General features: G+C 41.3%; 15 protein-coding genes and 1 pseudogene. 4 read left to right on the top strand and 12 right to left on the bottom strand.

Annotation, left to right across the window (positions count from 1 at the left end):
* Window positions 1-22 precede the first annotated feature (22 nt).
* The 9 genes and pseudogenes from QZ407_RS13095 to QZ407_RS13055 form a co-directional block, all read right to left on the bottom strand.
* Window positions 23-610 carry a chemotaxis protein CheB gene (locus QZ407_RS13095; RefSeq protein WP_295771805.1) on the bottom strand — a complete coding sequence of 196 codons (588 nt, stop codon included), beginning with the start codon at window positions 608-610 and terminating at the stop codon, window positions 23-25.
* Window positions 600-1439, bottom strand: a complete 840-nt coding sequence (locus QZ407_RS13090) for a protein-glutamate O-methyltransferase CheR (RefSeq protein ID WP_365335268.1) — start codon at window positions 1437-1439, stop codon at window positions 600-602. Before QZ407_RS13090 ends, QZ407_RS13095 begins: the two co-directional genes overlap by 11 nt.
* Window positions 1440-1442: 3 nt before the next feature.
* Window positions 1443-4883: a response regulator gene (locus QZ407_RS13085; RefSeq protein ID WP_295771804.1), complete on the bottom strand. Its 3441-nt coding sequence runs from the start codon at window positions 4881-4883 to the stop codon at window positions 1443-1445.
* 114 nt (window positions 4884-4997) lie between these two features.
* Complete coding sequence (locus QZ407_RS13080; protein ID WP_295771802.1) at window positions 4998-5375, bottom strand: DMT family protein; 378 nt, start codon at window positions 5373-5375, stop codon at window positions 4998-5000.
* A gap of 12 nt (window positions 5376-5387) precedes the next feature.
* On the bottom strand, window positions 5388-5822 hold the full coding sequence (locus QZ407_RS13075; RefSeq protein WP_295771800.1) for a hypothetical protein: 435 nt from the start codon (window positions 5820-5822) through the stop codon (window positions 5388-5390).
* Between the two features lie 47 nt (window positions 5823-5869).
* Window positions 5870-6199, bottom strand: a complete 330-nt coding sequence (gene gldC / locus QZ407_RS13070) for a gliding motility protein GldC (RefSeq protein WP_295771799.1) — start codon at window positions 6197-6199, stop codon at window positions 5870-5872.
* Between the two features lie 11 nt (window positions 6200-6210).
* Window positions 6211-6480 carry a hypothetical protein gene (locus QZ407_RS13065; RefSeq protein WP_295771796.1) on the bottom strand — a complete coding sequence of 90 codons (270 nt, stop codon included), beginning with the start codon at window positions 6478-6480 and terminating at the stop codon, window positions 6211-6213.
* A gap of 12 nt (window positions 6481-6492) precedes the next feature.
* A complete protein-coding gene (locus QZ407_RS13060; RefSeq protein WP_295771794.1) occupies window positions 6493-7836 on the bottom strand; it encodes a DEAD/DEAH box helicase in 1344 nt (447 codons plus the stop codon).
* Between the two features lie 174 nt (window positions 7837-8010).
* Window positions 8011-8402, bottom strand: a pseudogene (locus QZ407_RS13055) (DUF4142 domain-containing protein).
* 321 nt (window positions 8403-8723) lie between these two features.
* Between QZ407_RS13055 and QZ407_RS13050 the strand changes: the two are divergent.
* From QZ407_RS13050 to QZ407_RS13040, 3 genes are all read left to right on the top strand, one after another.
* Entirely contained in the window at window positions 8724-10058 is a 1335-nt protein-coding gene (locus QZ407_RS13050; RefSeq protein WP_295771792.1) for a dihydroorotase, read from the top strand.
* Between the two features lie 45 nt (window positions 10059-10103).
* Entirely contained in the window at window positions 10104-11111 is a 1008-nt protein-coding gene (locus QZ407_RS13045) for a N(4)-(beta-N-acetylglucosaminyl)-L-asparaginase (RefSeq protein WP_295771790.1), read from the top strand.
* A gap of 87 nt (window positions 11112-11198) precedes the next feature.
* Entirely contained in the window at window positions 11199-11987 is a 789-nt protein-coding gene (locus QZ407_RS13040) for a copper homeostasis protein CutC (RefSeq protein WP_295771788.1), read from the top strand.
* Here QZ407_RS13040 and QZ407_RS13035 read toward each other — a convergent pair.
* Window positions 11955-14789 (bottom strand): hypothetical protein, encoded by a 2835-nt coding sequence (locus QZ407_RS13035; RefSeq protein WP_295771786.1) that lies wholly within the window; start codon window positions 14787-14789, stop codon window positions 11955-11957. The two genes, QZ407_RS13040 and QZ407_RS13035, sit on opposite strands and share 33 nt — an antisense overlap.
* Before the next feature lie 196 nt (window positions 14790-14985).
* Between QZ407_RS13035 and hscA the strand changes: the two genes are divergently transcribed.
* Window positions 14986-16848 (top strand): Fe-S protein assembly chaperone HscA, encoded by a 1863-nt coding sequence (gene hscA, locus QZ407_RS13030; protein ID WP_295771784.1) that lies wholly within the window; start codon window positions 14986-14988, stop codon window positions 16846-16848.
* A gap of 40 nt (window positions 16849-16888) precedes the next feature.
* Here the strand turns inward: hscA and QZ407_RS13025 are convergent, their stop codons facing one another.
* Window positions 16889-17518: a WG repeat-containing protein gene (locus QZ407_RS13025; RefSeq protein ID WP_295771783.1), complete on the bottom strand. Its 630-nt coding sequence runs from the start codon at window positions 17516-17518 to the stop codon at window positions 16889-16891.
* Between the two features lie 62 nt (window positions 17519-17580).
* On the bottom strand, window positions 17581-18120 hold the full coding sequence (locus QZ407_RS13020; protein ID WP_295771781.1) for a hypothetical protein: 540 nt from the start codon (window positions 18118-18120) through the stop codon (window positions 17581-17583).
* Window positions 18121-18144 lie beyond the last annotated feature (24 nt).

Here is an 18144-nt window from a genome sequence, read left to right as displayed (position 1 = left end):
GTAAAGGTACAAATATGATAAGCTAAACCTGTAATAACTGAAATATTTGATTTGAACTTAATACGTAATCTGCTGCATTAATGTTTATCGCAGCCGCAGGCATATCCTTCATCTCTGCATCAGCCGGATCTTGTACTATAGTAAGCGACCCGTTATTACGCAGTTTTAACAACCCCTCTGCCCCATCCTGATTGGCTCCTGACAAAAGCACCGCTGTGCACTTGTCTTTAAAAACGTCTGCAGCACTTTCAAACGTTACGTCGATAGATGGCTTAGAATACCAGACGGCTTCTGATACATCTAAACTAAATTGTTTTTCATTTTCAAGCAACGTATGGTAGTTTGCCGGTGCTATGTAAATAGTATTACTATCTATCTTATCCTTATCGCTTATCTCGCGAAGGTACATACGGCTATTTTCGGCAAACAGTTTTTCAATTTCACTAAAAAAATTTTTTTTACGGTGAATGATGATAATTACCGTTTTGTTTAAGTCGGCAGGAAAATTTTTAACTGCATGAAACAATAGCTTGAACGACCCGGCCGAACCCGCAAGCAACAAAACTTTGGAGTTATGCCACCTATTTTTAATATCGTTATTAAGCTCCAATTTTCTGATAGATATTTTCTTTAGAATTTACTGTCTTGAAACGCCTCTTGAATGCATCAGAGCGTATGGCCTCCTTGCTGCCAAGACACAAAAAACCTAACGGACACAAACTTTTGTAAAACAAGTCCAAAATCTTTTCCTGCAAATGCGATTCAAAATAGATGAATACGTTACGGCAACTAATCATTTGAAACTCGTTGAAAACATTGTCAGATATCAGGTTATGAACCGAGAACAATGTGTTTTGCTTCAATTCGGCCTGTACGGTTGCTGCATCATATAAAATGGTGAAATGATCGGTAATTGTGCCTGGCAGTCCACTGTACTGGTAGTTTTCCGCGTATGACTTAATTTTACGCAAACTATAAATACCCTTCTTTGCTTCCTTCAGCACCTCTGTATTTATATCGGTACCGTATATAAAAGATTTTTTATGTAATCCGGCTTCACGCAGTAAAATAGCTAATGAATAAGCTTCCTCGCCCGACGAGCAACCAGCGCTCCAAATTTTCACATGCTGAAAGGTTGACAAGTAAGGTAAAACTTGTGCATTCAGCGCCTTATAAAACAAAGGGTCGCGAAACATCTCAGTAACGTTCACGGTAACCTCTTCCAAAAAGTGCTGAAAGAACGCCGCATCGTTAATTAAAAGATGCTTGAGGTCATAAAACTCAAGCTTCTTTAACTGCATAATACGCGTTATGCGCCGTTTTAGTGAAGCTTTTGAATAACCCGAAAAATCAAAACCATGTATTTTTTTTACAACGTTAACAAGCTCATCTATTTCTACAGGTGTTAAACCTTGCGTGTCTGTACTTTCATTCATCATAAATTACCCCTCTAGCCATAACTGCATCAATGATATCAAACGATCCATATCAATTGGTTTAGTTATGTAATCATTAGCGCCGGCGGCCAAACACTTCTCTCTATCTTCTTTCATAGCTTTGGCCGTTAGTGCTATTACAGGTAATTTATTCCATTTGTTTTGTTTTCTTATTTGTCTTGTAGCCTCATAGCCATCCATTTTTGGCATCATAATATCCATTAACACAATATCAACTCCTTCGGTAGCTTCAAGTTTTTCAAGCGCTTCATCGCCATCGTTGGCTATCTCAACAATTAAATCATATTGTTGCAATGCACTGCTTAAGGCAAATATGTTACGCATATCATCATCTACAATAAGCACTTTTTTACCTTTAAGGCTGTCTTTCCCTTTGTTTGCAGCAGAGGCTTTTGGAGCTGATTCTAATGAAGGTGACGAGCTTACCTTGTGCAGGAATAAGTTAACCTCATCAATCAACCTATCGGCCGATTTGTTGGTTTTCATTACCATGGCATTGGCATACTGCATCAGGCGGTTAACTGATGTTTTATCCAGTTCCATAGCTGTATTTACAATTACCGGGAGCTCGGCAAAACGCTCAATGGCTTTGATACGGTCAAGTAAGTCAAGGCCCGATTCATCCGGTAGGTTCAAATCCAGTATTACACACTGATATTCATTTTGCTGCAGCATGTTGAATGCCTGTTGGCCATTGAATGCCTGATCAACCGTAATTCCCTGTTTTTGCATCAGGTCCTTCAATGCCTGACTTTGCGCCTCGTGATCTTCAACCAGTAGTATTTGTTTAAACGAAACACCACTTTGGCTCATCATATCGTTAAAGAGCTTATCAAGCGTTTCGGTGTTTATAGGCTTTTTCATAAAGCTTATAGCACCCTCTTTACGCACCCGATTTGCAGCCGCCTCACCGGCAGACATTAAGTGAACCGGTATATCTTTGGTAGAAGCATCTGCTTTCAACTCTTTCAATATTTGCCAGCCATCTTTACCCGGCAACATAATATCAAGTATTACGGCATCAGGCATGTTGTCTTTGATAAACTCAGGAGCATTGGTACCTTCATTTAGCATGAGGGCATCATATCCATGGTCACGGGCGTAATCTTGTAATATGTCGGCAAAGTTTTTATCATCTTCAACAATTACAACCAGCGGAGTTGTGCGGCCTGGTTTAAGTATTTGGGCCTGTGAAGCCGGTTTTAGCGGCTCAGAAACAGGTTTAAAGCTTTCAACCGTTGGCACCTGTGGTTCTTCTTCGCTGCGGGCTGTTGGCGTACCTGTCACAGGAATTGTTAAAATAAATTCACTGCCTCGGCCAACCTCGCTGGTTAGCGTAATTTCTCCGCCTAAAAGCGCCGCTAATTCCCTGCTTATCGAAAGGCCTAAACCGGTGCCGCCGTACTTACGGCTGGTTGATCCATCGGCCTGCTGGAATGCTTCAAAAATAATTCGTTGCTTTTCGGGAGCTATACCTATACCACTGTCTTTAATGGCAAAACTAATGGTTCCCTCATTTTTACCAGGTAGCGCCTTAATAGCTATGCTGCCATTTTCAGGAGTAAACTTGAAGGCGTTTGAAAGAAGATTTTTAATTACCTGCTCAACCCTTACCTTGTCAGTGAATATAACATCAGGCACGTTAGTTACCTGATTGGTGAAGCTTATATTTTTATTACCGGCAACTTCGGCAAAGAGCATCTCCATGTCTTTCAAGATTTCAGACACACGGATGTCATCATAATTTAAATCAAGCTTGCCCGATTCAATTTTTGATAAGTCAAGAATATCATTGATAAGCGTAAGTAGGTCATTACCGGCGTTAAAGATTACGCTGGCGTATTTAATCTGATCTTCACTTAAATTATCTGTCTTATTATCTTTTAATATACGCGCTAACACCAATATACTATTCAACGGTGTGCGCAACTCGTGGCTCATATTGGCCAAAAACTCCGATTTGTATTTGCCGGTAGTTTCCAGCTCCGTAACCTTTAGGTTTATGGCTTCGCGAGCTTCTTCGATAGCTTGATTTTTTTCTTCAAGCAAGCTGGCCTTTTCTTCAAGCTCGGCGTTGATGGTACGCAGCTCTTCCTGCTGAACGCGCAACTCTTCTTCCGAAGCCTGCAGCATCTCAGTTTTGTTCAGGAGCTCCTCGTTAGTTACACGCATTTCTTCCTGCTGTGCTTCCAACTCTTCGGCTTGTTGCTGCGTTTCTTCAAACAAATCGTGCATTATGGTGCGAGCCTGTGCGGTGTTAATGGCTATGCCTATGTCATCGGCTGCAGCTAAAATATACTCTTTATCAACTTCCTTAACCTGCTGCTGGAACGCAACTTCCATTACGCCTTTAAGCTTTTTGTCAAAGAAGAATGGCACGATAAGTATCTCAGCAAGCTCCTGATCAATAATTGACGTTTGCAGCTTTAGCTTATCATTCAAATTGCCTTTAATGGTGGCCGACTTTTGATCCTGAGCTACCTGACCCATCCAACCTTCGGAAAGCTTGATTTTGGGTTTCACCACACTTAAATCATGGAATGCATAGTAAGAATAAAGATCTAAATGCTCATCACTTTCATTGTATAAATACAAAGTTCCGCTTAGGGCGTTAGTATATTTACAAACCTCATTTAGTACATTTTCGGCAAGTTCTTTTTCATTTTGCTGCCCTTGCATTTTCTCGTTTAGCAAACCTATGCCTGTGAGCAGCCAGTTTTGCTGTTCATTATTGGCAAGTACTTTTCCAAGCTCAATATTGGTATCTTTAATCTCTGCCTCAATTTTCTTTTGCTGTTCAAATGTCTTTTGTATATAAAAGAATAATACAACAATAATGATGAGAAAAATTATTGAACCCGTGGTTATAGTTAAAATAGTTGAATAAGCAGCTTCTGTTGTTTGTGCTTTTCCTAATGTTAAAGAACGTGTCTCAACCCGGTTAATTTCTTCAATAGTTGTGCGTATGCTATCCATTAACGCTTTACCATTGATGAGCATATCGTGAGCCACCATGTACTCAAGACCTAAGTCGTCACGCTTCTCAACATTGGTTTTCATTAACCCCAACTGGTTGTTGGTTAACGTAAACAGCATGTTTACGTTGCCTTGCTGGTCGGCATCGTTAATAACCAAACTCTCGAGCTTTGATAAGTTTTGACTGATACGTGGCAAGGCAGCATTATACGGATCTAAAAACTTAGGCTTGTTTGTTGCCACGTAACCGCGCATACCGGTTTCAGCGTCAATAAGGTTTTGTAATACATTGCGTGATGTAGTTACAATTTCCTGGCTATGCTCTACAGATTTTTGATTATCTTGAAGCTGGTTGATGCTGCGGAAAGAGAATATACCGACTATAAATACCAGCACAATGGATAACGCAAAGCCAATTAAGACCTGCGTGCGGAAGTTTAACTTAAGCATTTTATAGGATAAGAATGTAATATCAGCCCTTGCGAGACTAACGAATCAAAGCTAACAATAAATCAAAATATGTTGAAATAAAAATCTTTTCGTACGAGGAATTACCTATTATAGTTACCACTTCTTGAAAACTACAAATACGGCAAGCATAATCAACCCAAAACCTACCATATGGTTCCAGGCAATTTTCTCGGTTTTAAAAAACAGCGTGGTAAATATCATAAAAATGGTAATGGTAAGTGCCTCTTGAATTACTTTGAGTTGTAATAAGCTAAAGGGGCCTCCCTCCTCCTGGAAACCGGCCCTGTTGGCAGGTACCTGGAAAAGGTATTCAAAAAAAGCCATACCCCAGCTAAGCAAAATCACCATTATAAGCGGTAAATTTTTTGCCCATTGAAAATCTTTGAACCGCAAGTGCCCGTACCAGGCAAACGTCATGAACGTGTTAGAAATGATAAGGAACAATATTGTTTTTATTCCACGCGCCAGCATATTAAATCAATTTCATGACTTAACATCATTTGTTGTCGTTTGTTGCGTTAGCGAAAATCTTTCTTTCGGGTTGGCAAGGATGCTTAAAACAGGGCCGGCAAAAAGCAAGTACCAGCCCCATTTAAATTTTATTTGATGTGTAAAAAAGCCCGCGATACCCTTAAATGGTATGAAGCTGAAAAAATCATGCACCTTTAACTGCGCTGCAGTAAAAACCAATAATACTAAACCCAACCCTATCCAGGCCGCAAGGCGCGCAATAGTAAATTTTCGCAATATGATGCAGGCTAAGCCTACTACCGCCATTAATAAGACAACCATGCCAAACGCCTTTTCCAAACCGTACAAATTGTAAGTTTTTAAGCCAAAAGCGGTAATTAGAGGGCACCATGTACCGGCTAGTAACAATATAAATCCAACAAATGACAAAAACGATTTTGGCGACATAAGTTTGGGCTATTAATTTTTGTAAAGAGATTCGTAGCGGTTAAAGATTACCGTGTAATTTCCATTTTTTCGGCAAAATGAGCACAGTAATCGCGTAAATCTTCCACAATATTTGTTTCACCTGTAGCACGTAAAAAGCTATCGCCCATGGTTTGCAGCGTTTCGAAGAAAAACTTCTTCATTTCATCAACCGGCATATCTTTGGTCCATAAATCAATACGCATGGTATTTTTATAATTATGATCCCAGAGGGCCAGCATAAAAGATTTTACCGGAACTGCATCTTTGTTTGCAGCATCAGTAGACTCCCAGGTAATTTTTTCAGGAACGTTATTATCGTCAAGATCTACAATTAATTTAATCTCAGCTCTTTTCATTTATTCTATTATTATTTTACAAGTAAATATATAACCACTGTAAGCGCTATAAAACTGCCCTCAATAAGCCAAAGGGCTTTTAGGTCTTTAAAAAAATTACGAAAAATCATGTCCAGGAAAGCCGAGCCCACAGCGTAAACCAAAAAAACCAGAGCAATTGCGCCGGTAAGCTGCTGTGGCTGCTTATCAATAATACTTGCCGGTTTAAACAGCCATGTAATTAATGCCAGTACTAAAAAAAATGCTGTGGCAAAGTTTAGGGGAGTTATTCTGATTTTCATTCTTTCCGAAAATTATCTTTTGCGCAAGGCCTTACCGCGGGTTGTTTTTGGTTTACCATGTTTTTTTGCCAACTGCTGCTTGTGGCCAAGCTTTGGCTTCTTTTCTACACGCTCCTTTTTCTCATGGAAGGCACCTTTGAAATCAGGGTCTTCTCTACGCTTCTGCAGGTCAATTTCACGTGCCTGCTCCTGACGTTCCTCGTAAGGTGTCTCTTCAATAAAAACATCCTCGGGTATTTGCTGCACGGCAATTTGCTGCCTTATAAGCTTTTCAATTTTGCCAACGTAATATTCTTCTGCCGGGTTACAAAAAGTTACCGCTTCACCGCTTTGATACGCACGGCCCGTACGCCCTATACGGTGAACATAATCTTCAATAACAATAGGCACATCAAAGTTGATTACATGGCTTACATCACTCACATCAATTCCTCGCGAGGCTACATCTGTTGCCACTAAAATTTTTATATTATCATTTTTAAACGAGTTGATAGAATTAATACGCGTATTTTGGCCTTTATTGGCATGCAACACTTTAACCTGCTGATCATCATATTTACGCACTAAAAACTTATAAACGTCTTCGGCAGCATTACGGGTTTTAGTAAATACAATAAGCTTTTTGATATCCTCGTTACGGTCAAGCAGCTTTTTAAGAAGGTTTATTTTAGTTTTTACATTTGGTACGTGAAACAGTGATTGCGTTACGGTTTGTGCGGGCGTGGCCTGGGGCGTAACTTCAATTACTGTAGGAAATTCAAGAAAATTGCCAGACAGGGTTTGAACCTTATCAGACATGGTAGCCGAAAACAGTAAATTTTGCCTTTTGCGAGGTACCACTTCCAAAATGCGGTTAATTTGCGGCATAAAGCCCATATCCATCATTTTGTCGGCTTCATCAAGTACAAGTACCTGCAGTGGCTTTGTAACAATGTGCCCGGCAAGATAAAGATCCATAAATCTGCCTGGGGTAGCTACAATTATATCAACGCCCTTCTTTATATTTTCTATCTGAGTTTTTGGGCCCAAGCCTCCGTATAATATAACGGTACGCAAATCGGTATTGGCGGCAAAGCTGCGTATGTTTTCCTCGATTTGCATTGCAAGCTCACGCGTTGGAGCTAGAATTAGCGCACGTGCATCGTTACCCTGTGCATACTTTAACTTCATGATTATTGGCAATACGTAGGCGGCGGTTTTACCTGTACCCGTTTGCGCAATGCCCATCACATCCTGACCGTTTAAAATAGGCGGAAAAGCTTTTTCCTGTATCGGTGTGGTTTCGGTATAGCCGGCATCAGCAACAGCATTTAATATTTGCCGGTTAAATTTAAAATCATCGAAAGGTACGCCCATAGCGGGCAAAGATACGCTTTTAGTAAAGAAGTGGGAAAGTACTTGGTTATTGAGTTAGTCGGCAAGCGGTCATTTTACCAACAAAACCATTAGCCAATATAACATTTAGCTAATGTTAAATCATAAAAATGCCCGGGGGCCATACCAGCGTCCCGGGCAAATCAACAATTACTATTATTGTGCGTTTACGGTTGTATTCAGTTGGCGTGCCTCTTCTAAGTGAGCTTTCAAAGTCGGCAGTTTTTCGCGCGCAAAATCTTTCAGATCGTCATCTTCAACGTTGTTTGAAGCTTGTTCAAATAAGTTCACCTGCTCCTCGTGCGATTGTACCATTAAAGTGGCAAAGGCCTTATCAAACGCTACACCGGTTAATGGCATTAAAGCATTAATTTTGTTTGATGTTTTTCAAGCAATTGCGTTGGTACGGTAAAACCTTCATTATTAGCCAAGGTGGTTAACTGAGTACTTGCGGTAGTATGGTCAGTAACCATGTGATGACCGTAATCTTTTACCTGCTGGCTTACACCTTTCTGCTCGGCCATAGCACCAGCCTGAATTTCGAGCATGTTGCCGCTTGCTGCTTCATTTACAAAAATCTGGTTCTGCATTTTCATTGCATCATCATCGTCATCATCTGAGCATGCCGAAAATGTGAAAACACTTAGCGCAAGCATCATAACTAAAATAAGTTTGTTTTTCATATCGATTAATTATTTTACTCAATAAGAAATAAACATAACACATGTTTCAGTTCTGGCGCCTTTAGGGTATTTATCCCGTAACTATGGGTATTAATAACGCTCTTGAGTAATCACCGCTGTCCAAATATTTGAAGGCACATTAAAACTTATAGGCCATAAATATTTAAATCTGCATACCTTTACCTCATGTCATCCATTCTCATCAAATCTGCTACCGTAGTTAATGAAGGCCAAAAGTTTGTTGCCGATGTTTTAGTAAAAAATGGTTTAATAGAGCGTATAGACAATAACATTGATGCTCATGCCGATGAAGTGATTAAAGCAGAAGGGCTGCATCTGCTGCCCGGCGCAATTGATGATCAGGTTCACTTTCGTGAACCGGGTTTAACGCATAAAGCTGATATAAATACTGAGGCGCGCGCTGCTGTGGCCGGTGGAATTACCTCTTTTATGGAGATGCCCAATACCGTACCAAACACGTTAACCCAGCAGCTTTTGCAAGATAAGTATGATATAGCCGAGCAAAACTCGCTCGCTAACTACTCATTTTACATGGGTGCTTCTAACGATAACATTGAAGAAGTTTTGCGTACCGATGCCCGCAATGTTTGCGGTGTGAAGGTATTTATGGGTTCATCAACAGGTAATATGCTGGTGGACAACCCCCGAACTTTGGAGAACCTGTTCTCGCAATCTTCTATGCTGATTGCAACCCACTGTGAGGATGAGCAAACCATCAAAAACAATCTTGCACACTATAAAGAATTATTGGGTGATGATATTACCATTGATTATCATCCTAGAATTCGTAACACCGAAGCTTGCTACCTTTCGTCATCAATGGCTGTTGAACTGGCTAAAAAGCACGGCGCAAGGTTGCACATTCTGCACATCTCTACCGCAAAGGAAACCGAGCTTTTTGATAATACCATCCCACTAAAAGATAAAAAGATTACTGCTGAGGCTTGCGTGCATCACCTATGGTTTAGCGACGCCGATTACGCTACAAAAGGTAACCTGATAAAATGGAACCCGGCAGTTAAGACGGCTGAAGACCGTGACGGTATTTTAAAAGCTGTATTAGATGGACGCATAGACGTTATTGCAACTGATCACGCTCCGCACACAATTGAGGAAAAAGCACAGCCCTATCTGCAGGCACCATCGGGAGGGCCGCTGGTACAGCATGCCTTACCAGCTTTGCTGGCCTTGCACCAACAAGGCAAAATGACGCTTGAACAAATTGCTGAGAAAACTGCGCACAACGTAGCAACCTGTTTCCAGATTGAAAAGCGTGGATTTATACGTGAAGGCTACTGGGCCGATTTGGTGTTAACCGACCTTAATAAGCCCTGGGAGGTAACCAGGCAAAACACTTTATATAAATGTGGCTGGAGTCCTTTTGAAGGCACTACATTTCCGGCGAGTATTACTCATACCATAGTATCGGGCAACTTAATTTATAAACATGGTAACTTTAACGAGACAATAAAAGGTAAACGCTTAACATTTAACCGATAATTAGTATTTTCAAAGACTATTCAACGTTAATAACCTGCTGATTCAATGTACAATCGTCGTAAATTTGTTAAACTTTCGGCCGTAGGGGCTTCAGTTTCGCTCATATCAAAAACTGTAGCCGGTAACACAAAAATGGTCACCAAAGCCCATAGCCTGCCTATAGTGATATCAACCTGGGGTTTTGGTATACAGGCAAACCAGGAAGCCTGGAAAACCTTATCAAAAGGTGGCCGTGCTGTTGATGCTGTTGAGGCCGGTGTTAAAATTCCCGAAGCTGATTTAACTAATCATACTGTCGGCCGTTCGGGTTACCCCGACCGAGATGGACACGTTACGCTTGATGCCTGCATTATGGATGAGAAAGGCAACTGCGGATCGGTTGCGGCAATGGAGTACATTGCTCACCCAATAAGCATCGCGCGGCTGGTGATGGAAAAAACTCCGCACGTAATGCTGGTTGGCGAAGGGGCTACACAATTCGCTGTTGAACAGGGTTTTAAAAAAGAAAAACTACTGTTGCCAAGCTCGGAAAAGGCATGGAAAGAGTGGCTTAAAAAAGCTGAATACAAACCAATAATTAACATCGAAAACAAAAAAGGCCTGCCCGGCAATGAGTATAACCACGATACAATTGGCATGCTGGCTATTGATGCGCAAGGCAATATATCAGGCGCATGCACTACCAGCGGTATGGCTTTCAAAATGCACGGCCGTGTGGGCGATAGCCCCATAATAGGTGCTGGCTTATATGTTGATAATGAAGTTGGCGGTGCAACAGCCACAGGTGTAGGCGAAGAAGTAATACGCAACGTAGGCAGCTTTTTAGTGGTTGAGCTTATGCGCCAGGGTTACGCACCCGAAGCTGCGTGTAAGGAAGCCGTGATGCGCATTGTAAAAAAGAAGCCCGAAATTGCCAAGGAAATACAGGTTGGGTTTTTAGCCATAAATAAAAAGGGTGAGTATGGCGCTTTTGCATTACAGAAGGGATTTAACTTTGCTGTATGCAATGAGGACAAGCAAGACCTCTTAATTGACGGGAAAAGTTATTATTGACCTACGCTTATAATATTAACATTTACGCTATATTTAACTTATTAGTTCATAAATAAGTAACAACCTATATTTTTTCGTCAATTTAATATGAATATTGCTCTTGAGGTTTGCGCTAACTCTGTAGAATCGGCAATTGCTGCTGAAAAGGGCGGCGCCACACGTATTGAATTATGTGACAACCTTCATGAAGGCGGCACAACGCCATCGTACGGACAAATAAAAGTTACTTTAAATAAAATCAATATACCTGTACATGTACTGCTTAGGCCCCGTACCGGCGATTTTTTATACTCTGACGCAGAGTATGAAGTAATGAAAGAAAACTTAAAGATGGCTGCAGAGCTAGGCGCGCATGCCATAGTAACCGGCATGCTGCACCCAAACGGAACTATTGATAAAGTAAGGTGTAAGGAGCTGGTAAAAATGGCAAAAGATGCAGGCATGAAAGCTACCTTTCACCGCGCTTTTGATCTTTGTGCAGATATGTTTCAGGCATTGGAAGAAATTATTGAAATGGGGTATGATTGTATACTTACCTCAGGCAGTAAAACCACTGCAATTGAAGGCGCCAGCAAAATTGCTCAACTCATACAAAAAGCAAACGGGCGTATATGCGTAATGCCCGGCGGCGGTGTGAGCGAATATAACGTAAATGACCTGGTGCATTTTACCGGTGCTACAGAGATACATTCATCGGCACGCAAAATTCGTAAAACGGGCATGCTTTACATGAACGAAAACATATTGTTAGGACGTAGCGTAGGTAAAGATTATGATATAGACGAAACCGATGCAGGCCGCGTGCGCAGTATAATTGAAAAGGCTAACGAGCCCTACCCCTTGCTAAAAGATACTCAGGGGCAGTATGAGGCTTAGCCTGTTACGCCCGTTTCCTCCAAATAAATCTTCATCCATCAAACGCGTATAGCGCAGCCCAAATGTTATGGAGCTTTGATTAAACCATTGGGTATCAAAATACAACTCCGCTCCTGCCGATCTGAAATTTGCCTTAAACGTTGTGCCGTTTCGATAGAAATCCGTACCACGGGTGTAGTCGTAAAAAATACTTCCGCGCAGGCGCATAACGTATAATAAATTGCCAAAGCCGGCATCAGGGTATGCTACGGGAAAATGATAACTTATTCCGGCTTTGTATAAGCGGTATAAATTATCAGCTGTATAACCGCGCGAAAACGGCAACTGATTAGAGAAAAAGCTATAAGCCCTATCCCGACGCTGATGAGCTGCATTGATTACAATACTATGCGTAGCTAATATACCCGGAAAATAGAAAGTACCGGATGCCAACCATTGGTGCGCATTTAAGCTGTTTATTGTATTGCGATAGCTTAGCGTTACGCTTTGCGCAAGCCGCGGATTGATAAGCTGGTATGGCTTTGCAATTTGATTGTTGAATGTAAACGAATTATTTATGTAAGTGTAATTAGGAAGCGAACCTTTGAAAGCCTGTTGCCTTACATTATTCATACTTAGATTAACGCTGCTTGTGAAGGTAAGGCGCGTATAGTTTTTGCCACCGGCAAAAAGTAGCGGCACCTGAATACCGGTTTGCAACCTCGTTTCGTTCCAGTTTACTTCAACTACATTGCGGTTGGCATCAAAGCCGTAGTCGCGCCGGTCTAGCGTGTAATCAACCCTGCCAAACAGGTAAGGGAAAAAGGCGCCATAAGTAGTATTAAAACTTAATTGTTTATACCCTTCATTACGGTTATAACCAAAGGAAAGCTCAGTTTGCAGGGTATTCAAAATGTTTTCGCCCATTAAAGATATACTGTAATCAGGGTCATCAATACTAGGAATCAGACTATGGAAGTTAAACGGATGAGTAAGTTTTGAATACTTTTTGGCAGATGTGGCAGCTGGAGCCGCCGATGCAATTAAGTTACTGGCCGGTTCATTTTTTAATGATGAAATATTGAAATCAGGCAACTGCGAAGTTCTAACAAATGGTTTAAAGCGAAGATTTTTCCTTTCTGTCTGGTGTATTTGATAACCAAACGCGCTAAAGCTTACCCACCCTACTCTATTAGAGCTTACAGCGGGCTGATAGTTGCCGATGTAATTACTCAACGAGTCGCCTTGCAGTTCATACACTTTACGGTCGGGTATGCTGACGGCAAACAGCTTGTCGTTGATACCGGATGTGCCTGTGAAGTAAATAGTATCGCGCTGTACAACAGGAAATGCTTTGGGTGCTATGTCTTCAGGTGTGAGTTCAGTTAACTTTCCACTTCCAACGTCAACTAACGCAATACTCATATTGCCCGATGTTTTGCGGATAGCCGCAACAATTGCAGTTTCAGAATAAAACCTGGGATAGGTATAAAATACCCCATTAGGATTAGGAACCTCTTTAAGTAAAACGCCATCGGCAGCATTTAATATATGTAAGGCGTACTTTCCTGATGGCTGCACATCAACCGCAACAATACGACTGTTGTCGGCGTTAAACGCTGGCGCAAAATACTTGGTTTTACGGGTAATACTTTGCTGATGGCCTGTTACCACGTCAACTATCTTAAGCTCATTATATTCACGGTAAGTCCAGCGCGGGTCAGGACGACGCGATGCATAAATGATTTTCCCGTTGTTATAAGTAAAGTAACCATCAACGGTAAAGTCTGATAGCCGTATTTTTCTTTCCTGGTTGCCTTTCCTTTCAACAAACGTTGCACGTTGCTTGTACGACGATTTTCTGTAAATAATGGTGCTGTCATTTACATAGTTTGGGAACTCCTCACTGCCAATAAAATGCTGATTGCTTTTGTATTTCAAGGTGCCTTTTTGCAATTCGGGACTTACGAGCTGCTGTTTGAAATAATCAAGCGCTACCGTGCGATAGTCAGCGTAATTTTTGCCTGTGTAACGTTTTAACGCGCCTTGAAAAGGATAAACAAGTGTATGGTAAGCTGCTGCATCTCTGTGGATTTTCCGCCAAACATCATCACCGTAAGTATATCTTCCGTAAGCTATCATCATATACCCTAGCGGATACCAGTCGGGTACAAAGTCTCTGTATGACCCATTGCGAAGCTTCATCCAGCTGTAGTCTTTTCCGGCGGCCCATAAACTTCGGTATCCATTAAAAAAGTAAGGTAGGCGGCCCCGTCCCTGGTTGGTTAAGTAGGTTTCATTATAAACGGCATCGCCCTCGGCAAACCAGTTTGGTACGGCAATACCGTATGCCAAGGCCTGCCCGCCTTCTCCAAAAACAGCTTTTAAAAAAGCAGTTAACCCTACATTAGAATTATTGAATTGCTGAACGTGCCTGAATTCATGTATAGCCAGCTGATCGCCCACCGGTAAACTCCCTAACGAAAAACTGTTTTGGGCCGGTACAAGGTAAAATTCGCTTCTGAACGGTGCCAAACCAACGTAACCGTTAGTAGTAATCAGCTGGTTTTGCAATACAATATTTACTTTACGCTGCTTTAAGCCTATGGTTGGTTGGGTACTGTTTTTAACATGATCAATTATGCCTGCTAACCGCCTTGCAATTGAATCCATGCCCAGCGGATATATTACCCTGGCCGCCGAATCATTAAGCTGATTCCATTTGAGTGACGGCGGATTGCCACCAAATTGCTGTGCATTTGCTCCTAACGCCATCAAAATCAATGCTGCTATAGCTGCACTACAAAACTTAGCCTTAATCATTATGCGATGAAATTAAATAGAAATACGCATTAACGCAATGATTTATAAAGGCAAAAAAGGAGTTGACAATGTATGTGCGACAGTCAGGAACTGCACTACATCATAAACCTATACAATATGCTGCAAAGCAATTCACACAAGTATGACAAGCCTTAAACTAAAACTAGCTACATTTGCCGCTTGTTAAGCAAGTATTATGGCTAAAGTTTCCATCAACCTGGCAACGGGTTCATTGCAAAAGGAAGAAATTATTGTAGGAATTGATTTAGGTACCACCAACTCGCTGGTAGCATTTATCAACCCTGACAAAAACCCGCAGGTTATTAATGATGCAGGCAAGGGCGTATTAGTACCTTCGGTTGTGCATTTTGATAAAACAGGCACTATCACTGTAGGTAACGAGGCCAAAAATCACCTAGTGACCGACCCGCAAAACACTATATTTTCGGTTAAACGATTGCTGGGTCGTTCTTATGGCGATATTGAAAATTACAAAGACTTCTTTTCATACAAAGTAATTGATGATAACACCGAAAGCCTTGTTAAAGTTAAAGTGGGCGATCGCTTTTACACACCCATTGAGCTATCTGGCTTAATATTAAAGGAACTAAAAGAACGTGCAGAACATGCACTTAAAACACCGGTGAACCGCGCGGTAATAACAGTTCCGGCTTACTTCAATGACTCGCAACGCCAGGCCACACGCGATGCCGGGAAGCTTGCCGGATTAGACGTTTTACGCATTGTAAACGAGCCTACTGCTGCTAGTTTAGCCTACGGTATAGGCCTTAAGGCCGACGAAACTAAAACCATTGCAGTATATGATTTAGGTGGCGGCACATTTGACGTGTCAATACTGCAAATACAAAACGGCATATTTGAGGTGTTAGCTACCAACGGCGACACCTTTTTAGGCGGAGATGATTTTGACCGGGCTATACTTGAGTACTGGATTGAAAAAAACCAGCTGAACCGTACAGAACTTGCTGATAACCGCGAGTTGATGCAGCAGCTGCGCTTGAAAGCAGAAGAAGCTAAAAAAGCGTTTGCCCATCAAAGTCTTTTCAATGAAAAAATTGGCGATATATGGTGCACGCTTGACCGCACTACATTTGAAGAACTGATTGCCCCCAAAGTTGAGCAAACCATTAAAGCTTGTACTAATGCACTTACAGATGCAGGCTTAACCATCAAAGATATTGACGAGGTTATTATGGTTGGCGGATCTACCCGCACCGCTTTAGTTAAACGCCGAGTTGGTGATTACTTTGGAAAAACACCGCATGACGATGTGAATCCTGATGAAGTGGTTGCCCTTGGAGCGTCAATACAAGCCGACATTTTGGCCGGTAACCGTAAAGACATTTTACTGCTTGATGTAACCCCTCTATCATTGGGCATTGAAACTATGGGCGGATTAATGGACGTAATTATTCCGCGTAATTCAAAGGTGCCCACCAAAGCAGGCAGGCAGTACACTACCTCTGTAGATGGCCAGGTGAATATGAAAATTTCGGTTTACCAGGGCGAGCGTGATTTGGTTAAAGAAAACCGCAAACTGGCGGAGTTTGATTTGAAGGGCATACCTGCTATGCCTGCAGGTTTCCCTAAGGTTGACATTAACTTTTTACTTAATGCCGATGGCATATTGAAAGTGCAAGCCATTGAGTTACGCTCCGGAACTAAACAGGAAGTTGACGTAAAGCCGGCTTACGGTATTACCGATGACCAGGTTGAACAAATGCTTATGGACAGCATTACGCATGCAAAAGACGATGTGGCTCAACGTATGCTGATTGAAGCGCGCACCGAAGGTGAACAAATGGTTTATACTACTGAACGCTTTATAGAAAAGCATGGCGCACTACTAAGTGTTGCTGAAGTTAGTAGTACACACCAATACGTTCAGGCTTTGAAAGCTGCACTTACCAGCGGCGACAAAGACCTCATCCACAAAAAAATTGACGAGCTCAATGAACTTACCCGCCCTTACGCCGAACGCGTGATGGATCAAGCAATTGCAACGGCTATGAAGGGTAAGAGCGTTGACGAACAATAAATATCGATTGAAGCGTGCACACAAGCAAGTGTGTGCGCTTTTACATCAAATTAAATTCTGATTTCCAACCAATTTGCTTCTGTATTTGTTCGAAGGTAAAGTTACCCATTTTGAGTATCTGGCCCTTTTTGTTGATGTAGCCCGCCTGCTTGCAATCAATTGTGTAATGCTTGTCACCATCATTAGCCTGGCTTTCGCTACCCCATAACACTTCTTTACATGTCTTTCCCACAATGGCTTTGCCTTTATAAAAACTTGTAACGGCTTCAAATTGAGGATTGATTACTACTTGTCCTTTTTCATTGGCAAAGCCGATTAACCCTTTATGACCAATGGCCCGTATCAAATTTTCGCGCAGTTCATCGGGTGATGGCTCGCCCTTACTGGTGTTATAAACTTCAAATAATACTTTTTCATTCCTGTCAATAGCATACCAGCCGTGTTTTTTTCTGAACCCTACTACAGCAAAGTGTTTAAAGCTAGTTGTAAAGCAAAATGAATACTTAGCGGTGTCGAGTTTGAGAACCGTATCACCTTTAGCATTTACAAAAGCGTATCCGTACCTGTTTTTATAAGTAGTGTCTTCACGTAATGTCAGCACATCCATTTTAGACTGTGCAATTACAGGTGAGCAAACAAAGCAAAAAAGCATTATGGCTAAATATTTCATTGGTGTACCGTTAAGTTAGCGATAGCATTAAGCTGTAAATCAATTATTATTCATTGAACTAATTATTTGCTTAACTCGGCCCATTCGCCTTTTTTAAAGAATACGTTATTATATAACGGAGAGTGGAAAACGACTTTGAAGCTCCATGCACTACGATAAATTGTAGGATAACTATCATGCATAATATGATGAATTGGGGTATCCATATGAACAACTAACCGGTCCGAACCGTAAGGCCTCACAGTTGTAATGCTGCCTTTATAAACTTTGGTTATGCTCTCTCCGTCAGTTTTGTAAAAATATATGGAGTCGTTATTTTTAATTTCAAACCTAAAGTGATCATATTGCCAGTCGGCTTGTTTGCCGGCAAAGTAGCTCCTATCAACTATGTAAGACCCGAAATAGTCACTTTTATCAAGTTGCTTTATTGAGGTCATCCATTTAATCACGCTAGCAAGCACCATAATTGACAGTAAAACCGCCCACATAACACCCACAGCTTTCAAATAAAATTTACTCTTGCCTATAAATGCTATAATTAGTAAGATGATAGTTGAAGGTATTACTAAAAATACAAACGCCAAATTAACTCCAAAACCCATTAGTTGAAAGTTGCTTATAATGTA

The organism is uncultured Mucilaginibacter sp. (assembly GCF_913773635.1).
GTDB lineage: Bacteria > Bacteroidota > Bacteroidia > Sphingobacteriales > Sphingobacteriaceae > Mucilaginibacter.
This window is presented reverse-complemented; position numbering and strand designations above follow the sequence as displayed.